The organism is Bradyrhizobium sp. MI1.7, assembly GCF_055811795.1.
The window spans coordinates 24540-43239 of the sequence record NZ_JBVVPO010000027.1 but is presented as its reverse complement, the minus strand read 5'-3'; the positions used below and the strand labels follow the sequence as shown (position 1 = coordinate 43239).

Sequence of the window (18700 nt, the reverse complement as noted above, 5' to 3'; positions counted from 1 at the left end):
CGGGACGTCGAAGAAAGAACGTGGATGCCCGGGACAAGCCCGGGCATGACGGAGTAGGCGGCAAATGCTCGACAATCCTCAACAGCCCCGAATCGACGAATCCGCGCTCCGCTACGAAGGCTGGCGCATCGTCGCGGTCTGCTTCCTGCTCGCGACCTTCGGCTGGGGGCTCGGTTTCTACGGCCAGAGCGTCTATGTCGCCGAGCTCCAGCGCGCGCGGGGCTGGCCGGCCTCGCTGATCTCCTCGGGCACGACGTTCTTCTATCTGTTCGGTGCGCTGCTCGTCGTCTTCGTTGGCGAGGCCGTCAGAAAATATGGCCCGCGGCTCTGCCTTATCGCCGGCACGCTGGCGATGGCGGCGGCCGCGGTCGCGATCGGCGCGGTGCGCGAGCCCTGGCAGCTCTATCTCGCCGATGCCGTGCTCGCCTTCGGCTGGGCCGGCACGAGTCTCGCCACGATCACCAACACGATCAGTCTGTGGTTCGACCAGAAGCGCGGCATGGCGATCAGCCTTGCGCTCAACGGCGCCAGCTTCGGCGGCATCGTCGGCGTGCCGCTGCTGGTGACCCTGATCGGCCACATCGGCTTCGCCAGCGCGATGTACGCGGCCGCCGGCGCCATGCTGGTGTTGCTGCTGCCGGTGATCCTGCTTCTCGTCGGCCGGCCGCCCGATCTTCACGGCTGGCACGCGACGGCGAAGGCCAGGCCGCAATCGTCGACGGAGATCCGCGCATGGGCGTTGCGCGACGTCGGCTTCCTCACGGTGACCATTGCGTTCGCGCTGGTGCTGTTCGCGCAGGTCGGCTTTATCGTGCACCTGATCTCGTTCCTCGATCCCGTGATCGGCCGCGAGCGCGCGGCGGTGGCGGTCGCGGTGCTGACCGCGATGGCGGTGATCGGCCGCGTGCTGTTCTCGATGGTGATCGACCGCCTCAACCAGCGGCTGGCTGCAGCACTGTCGTTCCTGAGCCAGGCGGCGGCGCTTTGCGTCGTCATCAATTTGCACAACGACTATGTGCTGATCGCGGCCTGCGCGGTGTTCGGCTTCTCGGTCGGCAATCTCATCACGCTGCCGTCGCTGATCGTGCAGCAGGAATTCGACTCCGCCTCGTTCGGCGTGCTGATCAGCCTCAACACCGCGATCAACCAGGTGACCTATGCGTTCGGCCCGGGCGTCGTCGGCTTCCTGCGAGATTTCTCGGGCGGTTACGCGCTGCCGTTCTATCTGTGTATCGCGCTGGAGGTGGCGGCCGCGGCGCTGATCATGGTGCGGGGGAAGCCAAAAGCGAAAACGGCATAGAGGCGCGACGGCGCCTTAACACACTCCGTCATTGCGAGCGCAGCGAAGCAATCCAGGCTGCCACTGCGGAAAGATTCTGGATTGCTTCGTCGCTTCGCTCCTCGCAATGACGAGGAGAGAGCGGTATTTAAGCCTCGCGCTGCTTCAGCAACCCCTCGACATCCAGCCGCTTCGTGAACATCGCAAGCTTGCCGTCCGGCCCGAGCGGCCATTGGTCTTTCGGCTTGTCCCAATACAGCTCCACGCCGTTCTCGTCGGGATCGCGCAGATACAGCGCCTCGCTGACGCCGTGGTCGCTCGCGCCATCGAGCGCAATGCCGGCCGACAGCACGCGATGCAGCGCATCCGCCAGTGCGGGCCGCGTCGGATAGAGGATCGCGGTGTGGAAGAGACCGGTCGTGCCCGGCGGCGGCGGCGAGCCGCCCTTGCTCTCCCAGGTGTTGAGCCCGATGTGGTGATGATAGCCGCCGGCCGAGATGAACGCCGCGCCCGAGCCCATGCGCTGCATCAGCTCGAAGCCGAGCACGCCGCAATAGAAGCCGAGCGCGCGATCGAGATCGGCGACCTTGAGGTGAACGTGGCCGATCCTTGTGCCGGCATTGACGGCTGGGCTTTGCGACATGGTGCTGCTCCGTTGACCAACTCCAGATAAGGCCGGCTCCGGGACAGTGCTACCTGCCTATCCCGAAACCCATCGTTTCCAGATACGAAACTATGAGAGCTCCGGCACCTCGCCCTCCGGCAGCTCGAACTCGAACGTGTTCAGCGTCATCGACACCATTGTGTAATAGCCGCACAGCCCGATCACCTCGACCACGCCGCGCTCGCTGAGGACCTTCACCGCTGCATCGTAGAGGCCCTTCTCGACGCCATGGCCTTCATGCAGCGACTTCGCGACGTCGTAGATCATCTTTCCCTTGGGATCGTCGAAGACAGGCGTGCGGCGATCGCGGATCGCGTCGATGATCTCAGGATCCATGCCGCCCTGGAGCGCCAGGCGCTTATGCGCATACCATTCGTAATGCGCAGTCCAGTGCCGCGCCGTCACCAGGATCGCGATCTCCGAAAGCTTGGCGGGGAATATCGTGTCGTAGCGCAGCACTTCGCCGAGCCGCGTGGCGTGACGGGCCATGTCGGGGCTGTTGAGCCAGGCCATCATCGGCGCCGGCGGCTTGCCGCGCTTGCCGGCAATCGACTCGTCATAGGTCTGCCGCTGGCTCTCGTTCATTTCGCCAGGCGAAAGTAGTTTCAGGCGCATTGTTATTTCCTCTTTGTTTTCAAGCTCGCCGTGGCGGCGACTATAGCCGAATGCAGCGCCACGGAAGTGGTTGAATTCCACGGTGCGATGGCTCAGAGTCGCGCCCAACAAGTCTTTTTGATTGATGGAAACGACCATGAGTGAATCTGAACCCGCCGATCTTGAGAAATTCCGCAGCGAGACGCGCGCCTGGCTGGAAGCCAACTGCCCGCCGGAGATGCGCAAGCCGGTGACCTCAGACAGCGACGTGTTCTGGGGCGGACGCAATACGAAATTCGCGTCAGAGCCGCAGCGCCTCTGGTTCGAGCGCATGCGCGACAAGGGCTGGACCGTGCCTGACTGGCCTAGGGAATATGGCGGCGGTGGCCTGAGCGCCGCCGAGCACAAGGTGCTGCGCGCCGAGATGGCCAGGATGGGCGCGCGTCCGCCGCTGTCGAGCTTCGGCATCTGGATGCTGGGGCCGGCGCTGCTCAAATACGGCAACGAGGCGCAGAAGAGGGAGCACCTGCCTGACATCGCGGCGGGCCTGATCCGCTGGTGCCAGGGCTATTCCGAGCCGAACGCCGGCTCCGATCTCGCCTCGCTCCAGACCCGCGCCGAAAGCGATGGCGACGATTTCGTCATCACCGGCTCGAAGATCTGGACCTCCTACGCCAACTACGCCGACTGGATCTTCTGCCTGGTGCGCACCGATCCCGCCGCGAAGAAGCACGACGGCATCAGCTTCATCCTGTTCGACATGGCCTCGAAGGGCGTGACGACCAAGCCGATCCTGCTGATCTCGGGCTATTCGCCGTTCTGCGAAACCTTCTTCGACGGTGTTCGCGTGCCGAAATCGCACGTGGTCGGCACGGTCAACCGCGGTTGGGACGTCGCAAAATATCTGCTCCAGCATGAGCGCGCGATGATATCAGGCATGGGCGAGCGCGGCGTCGGCCGGCCGCTCGGCCAGATCGCGGCGGATTCCGTCGGCACCGATGCACAAGGCAAGCTCGACGATTCCATGCTGCGCGGCCGGATCGCGAGCTTCGACGTCGATGAGGCCGCGCTCGCCGCTTGCGCCGAACGCGCGGTCGATCTCGCCAAGGCCGGCCAGGCGCATCCGGCGTTCTCGTCCGCGATGAAATATTACGGCACCGAGCTCAACAAGCGCCGCCACGAGATCCTGATGTCGGCCGGCGGCGTCAACGCGCTGGAATGGGAGAGCGAGCGCTCCAGGCAGGGCGCCCGCCCGCGCGCCTGGCTGCGCACCAAGGCCAACTCGATCGAGGGCGGCACGACGGAGGTGATGCTCGGCATCGTCGCCAAGCGCATCCTGGATTTGCCGGGAGCGTGAGGCACGCTCTCACCACCCGTCATTCCGGGGCGCGCGACTTGTCCGCCGAAGCTCGAAGAGCGAAGGCGGAAGCGCGAGCCCGGAATCCATACTCCCGATCGTGGTTATGGATTCCGGGCCTGGCCCTTCGGGCCATCCCGGAATGACGGACCAAAAATAGATTTCGAATCGGAAACACGCACATGGCCCTCGTCCTCACCGAAGAACAATCGATGCTCCGCGACTCAGCGCGCGGGCTGATCAGCGACAAGGCGCCGGTGTCGCACCTGCGATCCCTGCGCGACAACAAGGACCCGACCGGCTTCTCCAAGGAGCTGTGGCATTCCTTCGCCGAGATGGGCTTTGCCGGCCTCCTGGTGCCGGAAGAGTTCGGCGGCAGCGGCCTCGGCTTCATGGAGGCCGGTGTCGTGATGGAAGAGATCGGCCGCACCTTGATGCCGTCGCCGTTCCTTGCCACCAGCGTGGTGGCGGCTTCGGCGCTGAATCGCGGCGGCAATGCTGCGCAGAAGTCGGAATTTTTGCCGAAAATTTCCAACGGCTCGCTGCTCGCGACGCTCGCGATCGACGAAGGCGCCAAGCATCGCCCGCTTCAGACCAGCCTCCAGGCGGTGCGCGCCGGCAACGGCTTCAAGCTCTCCGGCGCCAAGGCGCTGGTCGTCGACGGCCACGTCGCGGACCTCTTCATCGTCGCGGCGCGCACCGCTGGCGCCGCCGGCGAGCGTGAAGGGCTGACGCTGTTCCTGGTCAATCCCAAGGCCAAGGGCGTTGCGATCGAGCGCACCATCATGGTCGATGCGCACAACGCGGCACGGATCGAGCTTGCCAATGTCGAGGTCAACGCCGATAGCGTGCTCGGCGAGGTCGATCAGGGCGCAGCGCTGCTCGACGGCGTGCTCGACATCGGCCGCGGCGCGGTCGCCGCCGAAATGGTGGGCTTGAGCGAAGAAGTCTTCAACCGCACCGTCGAGTACCTCAAGAACAGAAAGCAGTTCGGCAAGCTGATCGGCGAATTCCAGGCACTCCAACACCGTGCCGCCGAACTCTATGTCGACATCGAGATCACCCGCGCCGCCACGATGAAGGCGCTGCAGGCGCTCGATGCCGACGTCGCCAAGGCCGCATCAAGCGTCGCCGTGGCCAAGGCCCGCGCCGGCACCACCGCCACGCGCGCGGTGCAGGAAGGCGTGCAGATGCATGGCGGCATGGGCATGACCGACCAGTTCGACATCGGCTTCTTCATGAAGCGCGCCAGGGTGTGCGAGGAGCTGTTCGGCGACGCGAACTACCACACCGAGCAGCTGGCAAGGGCGCGGGGGTATTGAGGCGAGTGGATGTGAGGCGCGAGGACGTGCCTCACACGCGGTGTCGTCGCCCGGCTTGACCGGGCGACCCAGTACGCCGCGGCCTGTCCGCATACGATTGACGTCTCGGAATACTGGATCGCCCGGTCAAGCCGGGCGATGACAGTTGAGAGTGTGGAGAGCGCCTGCCCCAAGCTCCGTCATGGCCGGGCTAGTCCCGGCCATCCACGTTCTTGCGGTGCCTCAAAAACGTAGATGCCCGGGACTAGCCCGGGCATGACGATTGAGAGCGTGGCTGCAACCGAAGTCTATTACCGCATCGGCGGCGCGTACTGCACGCCGCCGGCATTCCACAGCTGGTTCATGCCGCGCGGGATCTTCAGCTTGGACTTCTCGCCGATGTTGCGCTCGTACATCTCGCCGTAATTGCCGACGTTGCGGATGATGCGGACGACCCAGTCCTTGGTGAGGCCGAGCTGCTCGCCGTAATTGCCCTCGGTGCCGACCAGGCGCATCACTTCCGGCTTCTTCGACTTCAGCGCCTCGTCGATGTTCTCCGAGCTCACGCCGAGCTCCTCGGCGTTGATCATCGCGTAGAGCGTCCACTTCACGATCATCATCCAGTCGTCGTCGCGCTGGCGCACCACGGGTGCGAGCGGCTCCTTGGAGATCATGTCCGGCAGGATCATATGGTCGCCGGGCTTGGAGAGATTGAGCCGCAGCGCGTAGAGCTGCGAGACGTCGGCGCTCAGCGTGTCGCACTTGCCGGAGTCGTAGGCCTTCACCACGTCATCCAGCTTGTCGAACTTCACCTCTTCATACTTCATGTTGTTGGCACGGAAGTAGTCGGCGACGTTGAGCAGCGTTGTCGTGCCAGCCTGCACGCAGACCTTGCTGCCGGTCAGGTCCAGCGAAGTCTCCTTGTTGCGTGAACGCGGCAGCATGAAGCCGGCGCCGTCGTAATAGGCCACCGCCGGGAAATAGAGGTCGTAGTCGAGCTCGCGCGCCATGCTCCAGGTCGAGTTGCGCGAGAGGATGTCCACCTTGCGGCTCTGCAATTCCTTGAAGCGCTCGCTGGCGTCGAGTGGAACGAACTTGGCCTTGCCGGGATCGTTGAAGATGGCGGCTGCCACCGCGCGACAGAAATCGACGTCGAATCCGGTCCAGTTGCCCTTGTCATCGGGGATCGAGAAGCCCGGCAGGCCCTTGTTGACGCCGCACAGCACCTCGCCGCGGCGAACGGTGCGCTTCAGGGTGCGGGTATCGTAGAACTCATAGATCACCGCCAGGGCGCCGACCAGTACGGCAACGGCGAGCCCGATCAGCAGGCCGCCTCGAAAAGTGCGCATCATGTTGCTCTCTCGAAATAATCGGGAAAAGGACTATTCGCTAAGGCGAGGAAGATCAGAGTTCGGGCTTCTGTCGGATGACCACCTTGGTGCCAACCGGGACGCGATCGTAGAGATCGGCGACGTCATGGTTGACGAGACGGAAGCAACCCGAGGATACCTTGGTGCCGATCGTATCAGGACGGTTGGTGCCGTGGATGCGGTAGACGGTGGTGCCGAGATACATGGCGCGGGCACCGAGCGGATTGCCGGGGCCGCCGGCCATGAAGCGCGGCAGATAGGGCTGGCGCTGGATCATCTCCGGCGGCGGCGTCCAGTCCGGCCACTCCTTCTTGTTGGTGATGTTCACGAGCCCCTGCCATTGGAAGCCGTCGCGGCCGACGCCGATGCCGTAGCGGATCGCGCGCCCGCCCGGCTGCACCAGATAGAGGTGGCGCTCGGCTGTCGAGATGATGATGGTGCCCGGCGTCTCGGTGGTGCGGAAGTACACGACCTGCTTCTGCCATTCCGGCTCGAGCTGGTAGGCGTCGTCGGCGACCAGGCCCGGCTCGTCGCCGCGGTCAGGCTGCTGGGCGGAGGCGTACGAGGTGGTCAGGACCAGGCCCAGCGCCGCGATGAACGCCCCGGTCAGGCGACGATAATCCGTCATTTCAAGCTCTCCCCGCTGCCACAGCGTAAATCATTCGGACCATCTGAACTCAGGGGCAGCTTCGTGGCAAGTTCATGGCACGCCCGGCTGGTATGTCACGAGAATGCTTTGGTTTTTTGACGAGGCCGGGCAATGCCACAAACAGGGGATGGCGCGAAAAGCCTAGATTGTCGCGGCAATGGTGGTGCGCTCCCTCCCCCGCTTGCGGGGGAGGACGATCGCACAGGAGTTCCTAGCGGCGGTCTGAGCGCGCGCCTCGTCCTTCGAGACGACCGCTTCGCGGTCTCCTCAGGATGAGGCTAAGACGCATCGGAGCCCGTCGAAATTGTCGCCGCGCACTCCGTCCTCATCCTGAGGGCCCGCCGTAGGCGGGCGTCTCGAAGGATGGCCGCAGGCGACTCTGTCAGATCGCCTTCAAATGCGATCGCGACGCCGCAAGCGGGGGAGAGCTAAATCTTGTTATTCTGCGCCGCGATCCCGAGCCGTCGGACGATTTCGGCACCCACCGCTCGGGCCTCGATCCGCGACCCGATTCGTGGGCTGCGAAAGCGTCGCCCCGAGCGCAACCGGATCGTAACGATGCAGTGCTCGTCCTCGGACCGGCCGCGGCGGTCGACGGTGATCGTCTTCACGTCGTGCCCCTCGATATGGTCGGCGCGCGGCGTGCCGTCGCCCCACAGGCGTTCGACGCGGATATCGCTCTCGCGGATGATCCAGAACGCGCCGGTCACCAGGTTGGCGTATCGGTAAACCGCGAATGCGGCGATCGCGCCGAGCGGCAGCAGCAGGATATCGACATGGCTGGGCGGCCATCCACGCCAGAGCTTGTAGGCGTAGGGAACGGCGGACAAGGCGACGGCGATCAGCGCGACGATCCTTATGTCCCGCGCGGAAAACGCCTCGAGGGGGTCGCCGAGACGCATCTCGGGATTGCTGGCATCGAGCGGATTGACGGGTGACTCGACATCGGGGACATCGAACTGTGCGGCGATCCGCGCCACGGTGTCGCGAACATGCGTGACGTCGGAGATCGGCGGGGACGTCAGGCGTTCCCCCGAGGCCAGCGTGAAGGCCAGCTGGAAACGGGCTTTCGCCCGCTTGCTGCCGGGAACCTGTAATCCCCTGATGTCGTCTTTCGCGACGACCCTGGTCCGGAGCTTTCCGAACGGACGCTGTTGCCCGATCAGGATCTCGTTCGGTGTGATGATCCACACCACCGCCGGCGCCAGCATGATGCCGACGACGAACGCTGCTCCGACGAGCAGCGCGGCCACCGAGACGATCACTTCCAACGTGTCGTGCGTGAACAGGCCCGGCGTGAAGCACAGCGCCACGGCGGCCGCAAAGCCGGACATGACCAGCCGTTGCGCGATCGAGGCGCCTTCGCGAAGGCGAATGTCGGTGCTGGTGGTCGCGTCGTCCATTGCGGGCGCTGATTCCGTCGCTCGGGAAACTCCACGGACGGGTCCGTGGAGTCAAGCAACAACGGCGGCAGCGGCGATCCGGCCTCAGCTGTTGGCGTTCAGCAGCTTTGCCACGGTGCGGTCGATCTCGTCGTAGCGGCCCTCGCCCTCGTGCTGGAACACGATCTTGCCGTTCTGGTCGATGATGTATTGCGCCGGCCAATACTGGTTCTGGTAGGCGTTCCAGGTCTTGGAATCATTGTCCTGCGCCACCGGATAGGTGATGCCGTGGCGCTTCAGCGCGGCCTGCACATTGGCGGCGGAGCGCTCGAACGGGAATTCCGGCGTGTGCACGCCGACCACGACGAGGCCCTTGTCCTTGTACTTGGCGTAGAGGTCGGTGACGTGCGGCAGCGTGTTGACGCAGTTGACGCAGCCATAGGTCCAGAAGTCGACCAGCACGACCTTGCCGCGGAGGTCGGCGATGCTGAGCGGTTTCGAGTTGAACCAGGTGTTGATGCCGGTGAAGTCGGGCGCGGTCTGCTGGCTCGCGGCAGCGGTGACGACAGGGGCGGCGCGCGCGGCCTCGTCGCAGATGCCGGGGATGACGGCGCCTGTTACGGCCATGCCGATCAGTGCGGCGGAGACGGCGAGCAGTTTGAAAGTCATGGAAGCGTCCTCCGGTGAAGATGAGGGATGATCACAGGCCGATCTGGCCGGTGGGATAGAATCCTGTGAGCCACGCCACGATCAGCGTGTCGTATTGGAAGTAGGCGGCGACCGCGAAAGCGATCACGACGACACCAAAGCCCTGCTGCAGCCGCGGCGAGATCCGCGCAAGGCTGCGCACGCGCGTGGTCGCAGCCTGTCCGCCATAGGCGATCGCGAGCATCGGGATCGCTGCGCCGATGGCATAGGCAATCAACAGCACGCCGGCCCAGCTGGCGTTCTTCGACGTCGCGACCAGCGTCAGGATCGAGCCGAGCACGGGACCGGCGCAGGGCGTCCAGACCAGGCCGAGCGTGGTGCCGAGCACGAGGCCGCCGAGCGCACCCTCGCGCTGTACGGCGCCGGCATTGCCGAGATCGAGCCAGCCGTTGAGCCGGATCGACAGCCATTCGAACGGCGCCGGCCACAGCATCAACAGGCCGAAGCCGAGCAGCAGGATCGACGCGGCCTCGCGCAGCACGTTCGGATCGAAGTCGAACAGCCGCGTGATCGCACCCAACAGCAGCGCGGTCGCCGAGAACGAGACGACGAAGCCGAGCGCGATCATCGCGGGCCGCAAGTGGCCCGCCCGCCCGATCGAGGCGCCAAGCAGGATCGGCAGCATCGGCAGCGTGCAGGGCGCGGCGATGGTCAGGATGCCGGCAAGGACGGCGAAGACAAGTTCGAGCATCGGGCACTCGTGAAGGAGGTCACGAGGGCAGTTCGGGATGGCTGCGCGGGTTGTTACGTGGCGTCACGCCTTCGTGAGGGGCGGCTGCCTGGTGTGGGGCGTGCCGGGCGGCATTGCGAGGCAGCCCTGTTGGCCACAGCGCCGGCGCGCTCCCTCCCCCCTTGCGGGGGAGGACGGGGGAGAGGGGTGGCCCCGGGAAAGGTCTATCCATCCGCGATCGTGCCGTGCACGACAAATCGAGGGAGTCCCCATGCGGTACCCCTCGAGGGAATGATGGAGCGGTGCCCGCCTCACTGGGTGGCGAGAATGGGCCTCGGCGACCCCCAAATACAAAACGACCCGGAGGGGGGCATCCCGTCCGGGTCGTTGGAAGTCTTGGGAGGTTTAACGAAACCGTATGTGAGCTTTATAGGAGGGAAGTTTTTCCGCCTGATGTTGTGCTTTGTTTCAATTATTGCGTCGGCGGTAACACTTCCGTGTCAGGGGACAGGGCCGAAACCTCGGTCCTATCCCATTGAAATCCTTGGTCTTAGGCAGCGAAACGGTCGACGCCGGCGCCCTTAAGCAAATCGGCCAGTTGCTTGCGGGCATAGAACATCCGGGTCTTCACCGTGCTCTGCGGGATGCCGATGATCTGACCGACCTCCTCCACCGACTTCTCATGGTAGTAGACGAGGTTGATGATCTCGCGATGCGCGGGCGACAGTTTTTGCACGCAGGCGCGCAGGATGGCGCTGGTGTCGTTGCGGTCGAGCGAGGTCTCGGGCGTCTCGGCATCGTCAGGAATCTGGCGCACGTCGTCCTGGTCGATGTCCTCGAAGCGGCGCTGGCGCATCGCGGTCAGCGCTTTGAAGCGTGCGATCGAGAGCAGCCAGGTCGAAACCTGCGAGCGGCCCTGGAACTGGCCTGCCGTGCGCCACACGTCGAGGAACACCTGGCTGACCAGGTCTTCCGCTGTGGTCGCGTCACGCACGATGCGCAAGATGAAGCGATAAACCCGCACATTGTGCCGGCAATAGAGGATGTGCATGGACGTCCGGTTGCCGTCCGCAATGCTCTCCAGGAGCATGTCGTCCGAGGTCGCCTGAGCGGCAATGATGCTCTGGCTGGCTTGGGCGTTGATGGCGATGACGTTCGGCATTGACTTAGCTCCCCGTAGCGCCGCAACCGAGCGGCGTTTCCTTGGACCAAAGTGTTAATCAGCGAACGTTTCGGGACGTCTGCACGAAAAGCGAAAAATGGTTTCGTGCGCCGCCAAATTGTTTCGTCGGACAGGCCGCGACGAAACATTCGGGGCGAAAAGCCGTGGAATTTCAATGTACGGAAAATACGGGGGTGGGGATTGGGGAGCGCCCGGGGCAGCCGGGAACGAAATTCCGGGCTTTGCGTTCGGTCGCGCCACCCATGCCGTCATTCCGGGGCGCGAAGCGAGCCCGGGACGACAGCGGTAGGTGCCGCGCGCCCTACGCCTTCTCGCCCGCGGGCGAGAACAGATAGCCGCCGCCGCGGATGGTGCGGATCACGGCCGGCTTGGTCGGGTCGGGCTCGATCTTGCGGCGGATGCGCATGATGCGCAGATCCACGGCGCGGTCGAAGGCTTCGGCGTCGCGCGCATTGGCCAGTTCGAGCAGGCGCTCGCGCGACAGCACGCGCTTCGGATTGGCCGCGAACACTTTCAGCAGCCCGAACTCGGAGGCGGTGAGCGGGTGCTCGTTGCCTTCGTCGTCGCGCAAGGCCTGCGCTTCGAGGTCGAGCCATTTGGTGCCGAAGCGCACCAATTGATCCTTGTCCGATTTGGCGGGCGCGGTCTCGGCCGCCTTCACCGGCGTGCTCCGCCGCAACACCGAGCGGATGCGCGCCATCAGCTCGCGCAGCTCGCAGGGCTTTGCCACGTAATCGTCGGCGCCGAGCTCGAGACCGACGACGCGGTCGATCGGGCTCGCGGTCGCCGTCAGCATGATCACGGGCACGTTGATGCGGCTCTTGAGGTCGCGGATGATCGAGAGGCCGTCTTCCTCGGGCATGTTGAGGTCGAGCACAACGAGGTCGGGCATGCTGCCGTCGATCGCGGTGCGCAAGCTCTTGCCGCCGTCGCACAGCGTCACGGTGAAGCCGTGCATCTTGAGGTAATCGCCGACCATCTCCCGGGCCGGGGCCTCGTCGTCGACGATCATGATGTGCTGGCTTTGGGTCATATCACTCAGATCTCGGTACTCGAATCACGGCAACTCGGTCGCGGGCAGGGTGATGGTGAAGGTCGATCCCTTGCCGGGACCGTCGCTCTCGGCCGTCACCTCGCCGCCATGCATGTCGATAATACGCTTGACGATGGAAAGCCCAAGCCCCGTCGAGCTCTCGCCCGCGGTCGGTTTGGCCGACAGCCGCTGGAACCGGCCGAACAGGCGGCCGAGATCCTCCGGCGAGAGGCCGGCGCCCTCGTCGCTGACGCGGACGACGGTATCGCTGGCCTCATGGGTGACGGCGACGATGATCTTGCCGCCGATCGGTGAGTATTTGATGGCGTTGCTGATCAGATTGTCGATCGCCTCGCGGATGCGGTCGGTGTCGCACATGGTGACGATGTTGGGCGGCGCCGTGACGCTGATCGCCTGCTGCTTGTTGACCGCGAGCGGGTGGTTGGCATCGGCGACCTCTTTCACCAGCGCAGCGACGTCGACCGGCTCGCGGCGGATGGTGATGTCGAAGGCATCGGCCATCGCGTCCGAGATCAGATGATCGACCATCGTGGTCAGGCGCTTCGTGGCATCGCGGATGTGATCGACCTGGGCGACCACGCCGTCGGACGAGGCGCCGGTCGAGATCAGCTCCTTCAGCATCTCGGTGCGGCCGAGGATGACGCCGAGCGGATTCTTGAGGTCGTGGGCGACGGTGCCCAAAATCTCGTTCTTGAAGCCGTTGGCGCGCTGCAGTCGCAGCCATTGCGCCGAGAGGCGGCGGTTGGCTTGCATCAGCGCGCGGGTACGCTGGGCGACGCGGTCCTCGAGCTGCGTGTTGGCGTCCTGGAGCTGCTGGTAGAGGATGACGTTGTCGAAGGCGATCGAGAGCCGGCTGGAGAAGATCTCGACCAGCGAGCGGTCGGTCTCGGACAGCTCGCGCTCGGCCTGCAGCAGCACCACCACCTCGCGGCCGGAGCCGGTCCGCAGATAGATCACGCTGCGGTGGTCGGCGAATTCGTTCTTGCGGCCCTGGAACGCGGCTTCCACCATCGTCCGCAGATCGGGGTCGAGCGCCTTCGACGAGGTCGTGCCGATGAAGCGGCTGTAGCAGCCGCTGCCGGCGAGCACGGAGAGCTCGGGGTCCACGCCGCCATTGTCGCGCAGCACCAATATGCCGGCGCAATCGACATTGAGCAGCGAGGCGAGCTGGGTCAGCACGCCCTCGGCGAGCCGCTGCATCGACTTGAAGTCGTATAGCGTCGAGGCGGCGTCGATGATGATCTCGAGCCCGCGCCGCGTCTGCACCATGCGCTCGAGCTGCTGATAGGAGCGCAGCGCCGCGGTCAGCGAGGTGAACAGCTTGTCGGCGGTGAGCTCGGTCTTGGCCTTGTAGTCGTTGATGTCGTACTGGACGATCACGCGCCGCTCCGGCGCCTGGCCGGGCTGTCCCGTGCGCAGGATGATACGTACGGTCTCGTTCTTGAGCTCGTTGCGGATGAACTCGACCAGCTCGAGGCCGGCGACATCGGTCTCCATGATGACGTCGAGCAGCACGGCGGCGATGTCGCCATGCGCGGCCATCAGCTTGCGACCTTCCGCCGCGGAATGGGCGGAGAGGATCTCCAGCCCCTGGCCGTTGAGGCTGTAGTCGGACAGCGCGAAGCGGGTGCCGTCATGCACGGCCGGATCGTCGTCGATGACGGCGATCTTCCACTTCCGTGCGTTCTGGTCCTCCGGTGCGGTACCGGTATCGTCGATCAGGTGGAGGACATCGTCCTGTTCGGCCATTGAGAAGTCCCGTCAGTCTCTGTGCTTTGCGCGCCGCCCTTGGCGACCCGGGGCATGATAATGCGAAAAGTAGTGCCTTGTCCCAGCTTGGATTCCAGCATCATGCGCCCGCCGAGCTGCTGGGTGACAAGGTTATAGACGATATGCAAGCCGAGTCCCGTACCACCTTCATTGCGCCGGGTGGTAAAGAATGGGTCAAAGGCCTGGCGCTGCACGTCAGGGGTCATGCCGGCCCCGTCATCGGCGAAGATGATCTCGATGTCGTCGGTCCCGCGCGGACGCGCCGAGATCGTGATCGTGCCGGCGCGGCCGTCGGCAAAGGCGTGGTTGGCGGCGTTGAGGAAGAGGTTGGTCAGGATCTGGCCGTAGGAGCCTGGATAGCCGTCGAGCAGGAGCCCCTCGGGCACGTCGGCCTGGAGCGTGATCGGCGAGCGCTTCAGGACCGGACGCAGGCTGGCGATGATCTGGTCGGTGGCTTCGCTGAGTGAGAACTGCCGCCGCTCGGCATGCGAGCGGTCGACCGCGACCTGCTTGAACGACTGGATCAGCTCGCCGGCGCGGGTGAGGTTGGCGACGAGCTGCTGCGAGGCGTCGCGCGAGGACTGCACGAACTCCTCCAGCTGCGAGCGGCGCAGGCCGCCGTCGCCTTTGAGCTGGGCCTCGAAGATCTCGGTGCGCCGGGCGAAGCTGGAAGCGACGGTCAGGCTGATGCCGATCGGGTTGTTGACCTCGTGCGCGACGCCGGCGACGAGGCCGCCGAGCGCCGCCAGCCGTTCGGCGTCGATCAAATTCTGCTGCGCGGTGTTGAGCTCGAGCAGCGCGCTCTCGGCCTTCTCCTTGGACGCGCGCAGCTCGTCCTCGGTCTCGCGTTTCGCGATCGCGTTCTCGCGGAACACCTCGACGGCGCGCGCCATGGCGCCGACCTCGTCGCGTGCCTTGGTGCCCTGCACTTCGCGGTCGAGGTCGCCGAGCGTAATCGCGCGCATCGCGGTCATGATCTGCTGCAGCGGCAGGCGGATCGACAGCGCGATCAGCACGCCTGCGGTGAGGATGATGCCGAGGAAGATCACCGCGATCGACAGCACCCGCCGCGAGATATCGGCCAGGGTACGATCAAACGTCTCCTGCGCCTTCTGCTCGCGCTGGCGCATCTTCGTGGAGAGGTCGTCGATGGCGCCGATCGCCTCGGCCTGGCTGGCGTCGATGGTGTTGCGCAGCAATTCGGTGCGGCTCGTCAGCTGCTCGGAGAGCTTTGCGAAACCCTCGCGCAGCGCCATGGTGCGGGTCCCGAGCCGTTGCAGCGCCATGCGCTGCAGGTCGTTGTCGGCGAGATCGATCATGACCGGAATGGTCTTCTCGATCGTCTCGGTGTTGCGGCGCGCGTCGTCGGCGGCACCGGGCGAGAGCGACAGATAGTAGGAGTTGGCCGCCACCAGCATCGCGGTGAAGGCCTCGCGCGACTTGCCGAGCGAGGGCCAGATCAGGGCGTCGCGATGGCCGGTGGCGCCCTCGATGATGGAATAGAGACCGGCCATGTCCCTGGCCGGGCCCTGCACCTGCTCCTCATAGGTCTTGGCGATGGTCGCCTGCACACTGCGCAGCTCGCCGAAGCCGTTGAGGAAGCGGTCGGTGGTGCGCTCCAGCTCCTCGACCGAGCCCGACAGCATCGGGTCCTTGGCGGCACGGTCGGTCAGCGTGCCCAGCACCGCCTCGCGCAGCAGCAGGATCTCGGCGAACAGGTCCGGGCTCGGCTGGTTGATGTAGCGGTGGATCAGATTGTGCATGCGCCCGGTCTCGCTTTCGAGCAGCGCCAGGATGCGGTCGGACTCGCGCACCTGGCGGACGTCGCCCCAGGCCGAGCCCAGCACCTGCGTGCCGTTCCAGATCAGCCCCACCAGCACCACGACCACGGCCGAGTTCAGAGCCGCGATCGACAGGATGCGCCAGCGGATCGGCACCGCGCGGAGCATCCCGACCAAACGTGCGCGCAGCCGCCCGAGCGGGCCGGGCGGCCTGTCTGCGTGCTCGCTGGGTCCAGGCGCAGCCAAGCGGCTCACTCCACCTTGCGAATGCGTTCGATCAGCGCGGCCGCGGCGGGATCGCGCCCCGCCTTGGCATAGATCGCAGCCATCGCGCCCTCGAACGGCTTGCGGTCGATATCCCTGGCGACGGTGATGCCGGCGGCTTCAGCCTTGTGCTGCGACTGCTCTTCGAGGTCGCGCCACTTCTCGCGCATGAACCGGCTGGAGCGAGCCGCGGCTTCGCGGAATATCTGCTGGTCGTCGGCCGACAGGCTCTTCCAGGCCTTCAGCGAGATCACCAGCACTTCCGGGCTCATCGTGTGCTCGGTGAGCGCGAGGTGGCCGGCATGTTTGTAATGGTCTGTCGTCACGAAAGATGGCCAGTTGTTTTCGGCACCGTCGATCAGATGGTTGGCAAGCCCGGTGAGCACCTGCCCGTAGGGCATCTCGACCGGCTCGGCGCCGAGCGAGCGAATCATCTCGCTCATCAACTCCGACTGCTGCACCCGGATCCGCAATCCCTTGAGGTCGGCGACACTTCGTATCGGACGGACGCCGTTGTAGATCGACCGCGCGCCGGAATCGTAGAAGGCGAGCCCGACGAAGCCGTAGGGCTCGAAACTGCCGAGGATCTCGCTGCCGATCGGCCCGTCCAGCACCTTCTGCATGTGCTCGATGGACCGGAACAGGAACGGCATGGCGAGCACGTTCATCGCCGGGACGAAGTTGCCGATCAGCGCCACATTGGTCCGGTTAAGGTCGATCGCGCCGACCCTGGTCTGCTCGATGGTCTCCTTCTCTTCGCCGAGCTGACGGGAATGGAACACCTTGATCTCGTGCCGGCCGCCGGTGCGCTCGGCAATCAGCGCGCCCATGTAGCGCAGCGCCTGGACGGTCGGGTAATCCTCGGCCTGGGTGTCGGCGGCGCGGAATTCGCGCGCAGCTGCGCTCGTCGCGCAGACCGCGAGCAGAAGCGCGACGAAGATCAACCCGGTCCGCGAGAGTTCGGCACGGTTCAGCACTGGCACACTCAACCCCTCAGTGGTGGAGTCTATGGCGAAGCAAAAAGGTTCAATGCAATCTAGCAGATGGTTGAGGGAAGGCCATCCCGCCGCACCCGGCGGAGCGATTGTGCGGCGCGGCCGCCGTTCATTCCCGGTTGAAACAGGAAATGCCGCGCCTTAAGCAGGTACGGTCGCCTTTGCCGCGCGACACGGGAAGAGCCATCGTGATTTCAGCATCGAGTCTTTTGCGGATCCTCGCCGCTTTCATCGTCCTCGCAATGCCTCTTCAGGCGCGCGCCGCAACCGACATCGCGCTGTGGCACGCCATGTCCGGCGAGCTTGGCCGGCAGCTCGAGAAGCTCGCCGCCGACTTCAACGCCTCGCAGTCCGATTACCGCATCGTGCCTGCTTACAAGGGCAACTACACCGAGACGGTGACGGCGGCGATCTTCGCCTTCCGCTCGCGCAGCCAACCGGCGATCGTCCAGGTCAACGAGGTCGCGACCGCCACCATGACCGCGGCCAAGGGCGCGATCTATCCCGTGTTCACCATGATGCGGGACATGAACGAGCCGTTCTCGCTGGGCGATTACCTTCCCGCAGTCTCCGGCTATTACACCGATGCGGCCGGCAATCTGTTGTCCTTCCCGTTCAATTCCTCGACGCCGATCCTCTATTACAACAAGACCATGTTCCGCGACGCGGGCCTCGATCCGGAGACGCCGCCGAAGACATGGCCCGAGCTTGGGCTTGCCGCAAAACGCCTGCGCGAGCGCGGCGCTGTGTGCGGCTTCACCACCTCCTGGCCGTCCTGGATCCACATCGAGAATTTCTCCGCCTTCCACAATCTGCCGCTCGCGACGCGGACCAATGGCTTTGCGGGGCTGGATGCCGAGCTGACCATCAACAACCCGGTCGTCGTGCAACACATCGCCCAGCTCGCCGAGTGGCAGAAGGACAAGGTGTTCGATTACGGCGGCCGCGGGCAGTCGGCCGAGCCGCGCTTCCAGAAGGGCGAATGCGGCATCTTCATCGGCTCCTCGGCGACGCGGGCCGACATCAAGGCGAATTCGAAGTTCGATATCGGCTACGGCATGATGCCGTACTGGCCCGATGTGAAGAACGCGCCGCAGAACTCGATTATCGGCGGTGCCACGCTGTGGGTGCTGCGCGACCGCCCGCGCGCGGAATACAAGGGCGTGGCACGGTTCTTCGCCTATCTGTCGCAGCCCGGCGTGCAGGCCGCCTGGCACCAGAACACCGGCTATCTGCCGATCACCCGCGCCGCCTTCGAGCTGACGCGCGCGCAGGGTTTTTACGAGCGCAATCCGGGCTCCGCGATCTCGTTCGAGGAGATCACGCTGCATCAGCCGACGGAGAACTCGAAGGGCATCCGGCTCGGCTCCTTCGTGCTGATCCGCGGCGCAATCGAGGACGAGCTGGAGCAGGCCTTTACCGGCCAGAAGGGCGCGCAGGCCGCGCTCGATGCCGCGGTCGAGCGCGGCAACAAGCTGCTGCGCCAGTTCGAGCGCGCCAGCCCGGACCGGTAGCGTATGCGTGAGTGCGCGCCTCGTCCTTCGAGACGACCGCTTCGCGGCCTCCTCAGGATGAGGCTAAGCGGCATCGGTGCCTGCCAAAATCGCTGCCACGCACTCCGCCCTCATCCTGAGGAGCCCCGCCAAAGCGGGGCGTCTCGAAGGATGGGCCGCGAGGGG

At 65.1% G+C, this 18700-nt stretch carries 16 protein-coding genes; 4 read left to right on the top strand and 12 right to left on the bottom strand.

From position 1 onward, the window contains the following. The first annotated feature begins 64 nt into the window (after nucleotides 1-64). Nucleotides 65-1300, top strand: coding sequence for an MFS transporter (locus tag AC0L3X_RS23660; protein ID WP_354131711.1), 1236 nt, complete (start codon nucleotides 65-67; stop codon nucleotides 1298-1300). A 127-nt stretch (nucleotides 1301-1427) separates the two neighbouring features. Here the strand turns inward: AC0L3X_RS23660 and AC0L3X_RS23655 are convergent, their stop codons facing one another. Together AC0L3X_RS23655 and AC0L3X_RS23650 are read right to left on the bottom strand one after the other, a co-directional pair. Then, a complete protein-coding gene (locus AC0L3X_RS23655) occupies nucleotides 1428-1922 on the bottom strand; it encodes a VOC family protein (RefSeq protein WP_063979959.1) in 495 nt (164 codons plus the stop codon). 90 nt (nucleotides 1923-2012) lie between these two features. Further along, a complete protein-coding gene (locus AC0L3X_RS23650; protein WP_063985937.1) occupies nucleotides 2013-2558 on the bottom strand; it encodes a carboxymuconolactone decarboxylase family protein in 546 nt (181 codons plus the stop codon). A gap of 136 nt (nucleotides 2559-2694) precedes the next feature. Between AC0L3X_RS23650 and AC0L3X_RS23645 the strand changes: the two genes are divergently transcribed. Then, nucleotides 2695-3894 carry an acyl-CoA dehydrogenase family protein gene (locus tag AC0L3X_RS23645; protein ID WP_063979958.1) on the top strand — a complete coding sequence of 400 codons (1200 nt, stop codon included), beginning with the start codon at nucleotides 2695-2697 and terminating at the stop codon, nucleotides 3892-3894. A 182-nt stretch (nucleotides 3895-4076) separates the two neighbouring features. Beyond that, nucleotides 4077-5216, top strand: a complete 1140-nt coding sequence (locus AC0L3X_RS23640; protein ID WP_063979956.1) for an acyl-CoA dehydrogenase family protein — start codon at nucleotides 4077-4079, stop codon at nucleotides 5214-5216. A gap of 290 nt (nucleotides 5217-5506) precedes the next feature. Here the strand turns inward: AC0L3X_RS23640 and AC0L3X_RS23635 are convergent, their stop codons facing one another. The 10 genes from AC0L3X_RS23635 to AC0L3X_RS23590 all read right to left on the bottom strand — a co-directional run bounded on the left by AC0L3X_RS23635 (nucleotide 5507) and on the right by AC0L3X_RS23590 (nucleotide 17009). Next, the gene (locus AC0L3X_RS23635) at nucleotides 5507-6544 is read right to left on the bottom strand and encodes an amino acid ABC transporter substrate-binding protein (RefSeq protein ID WP_063985936.1); all 1038 of its coding nucleotides are present in this window, start codon (nucleotides 6542-6544) and stop codon (nucleotides 5507-5509) included. A 55-nt stretch (nucleotides 6545-6599) separates the two neighbouring features. Next, a complete protein-coding gene (locus AC0L3X_RS23630) occupies nucleotides 6600-7193 on the bottom strand; it encodes a L,D-transpeptidase (RefSeq protein ID WP_028151979.1) in 594 nt (197 codons plus the stop codon). A 449-nt stretch (nucleotides 7194-7642) separates the two neighbouring features. Continuing rightward, a complete protein-coding gene (locus AC0L3X_RS23625) occupies nucleotides 7643-8617 on the bottom strand; it encodes a hypothetical protein (protein ID WP_063979955.1) in 975 nt (324 codons plus the stop codon). Between the two features lie 84 nt (nucleotides 8618-8701). Continuing rightward, the gene (locus tag AC0L3X_RS23620; protein WP_283017826.1) at nucleotides 8702-9265 is read right to left on the bottom strand and encodes a thioredoxin family protein; all 564 of its coding nucleotides are present in this window, start codon (nucleotides 9263-9265) and stop codon (nucleotides 8702-8704) included. A 31-nt stretch (nucleotides 9266-9296) separates the two neighbouring features. Beyond that, nucleotides 9297-9995, bottom strand: coding sequence for a cytochrome c biogenesis CcdA family protein (locus AC0L3X_RS23615; RefSeq protein WP_063979953.1), 699 nt, complete (start codon nucleotides 9993-9995; stop codon nucleotides 9297-9299). Between the two features lie 529 nt (nucleotides 9996-10524). Continuing rightward, nucleotides 10525-11136, bottom strand: a complete 612-nt coding sequence (locus AC0L3X_RS23610; RefSeq protein ID WP_028151983.1) for a sigma-70 family RNA polymerase sigma factor — start codon at nucleotides 11134-11136, stop codon at nucleotides 10525-10527. A gap of 322 nt (nucleotides 11137-11458) precedes the next feature. Next, nucleotides 11459-12190 carry a response regulator gene (locus tag AC0L3X_RS23605; protein WP_028151984.1) on the bottom strand — a complete coding sequence of 244 codons (732 nt, stop codon included), beginning with the start codon at nucleotides 12188-12190 and terminating at the stop codon, nucleotides 11459-11461. A 24-nt stretch (nucleotides 12191-12214) separates the two neighbouring features. Next, complete coding sequence (locus AC0L3X_RS23600) at nucleotides 12215-13960, bottom strand: ATP-binding response regulator (RefSeq protein WP_063979952.1); 1746 nt, start codon at nucleotides 13958-13960, stop codon at nucleotides 12215-12217. Next, on the bottom strand, nucleotides 13930-15930 hold the full coding sequence (locus tag AC0L3X_RS23595) for a sensor histidine kinase (protein WP_473316858.1): 2001 nt from the start codon (nucleotides 15928-15930) through the stop codon (nucleotides 13930-13932). Before AC0L3X_RS23595 ends, AC0L3X_RS23600 begins: the two co-directional genes overlap by 31 nt. Before the next feature lie 83 nt (nucleotides 15931-16013). After that, complete coding sequence (locus AC0L3X_RS23590; RefSeq protein ID WP_063985935.1) at nucleotides 16014-17009, bottom strand: TRAP transporter substrate-binding protein; 996 nt, start codon at nucleotides 17007-17009, stop codon at nucleotides 16014-16016. A gap of 143 nt (nucleotides 17010-17152) precedes the next feature. Between AC0L3X_RS23590 and ugpB the strand changes: the two genes are divergently transcribed. Beyond that, entirely contained in the window at nucleotides 17153-18535 is a 1383-nt protein-coding gene (ugpB, locus tag AC0L3X_RS23585; protein WP_063979951.1) for a sn-glycerol-3-phosphate ABC transporter substrate-binding protein UgpB, read from the top strand. The last annotated feature ends 165 nt before the right edge of the window (nucleotides 18536-18700 follow it).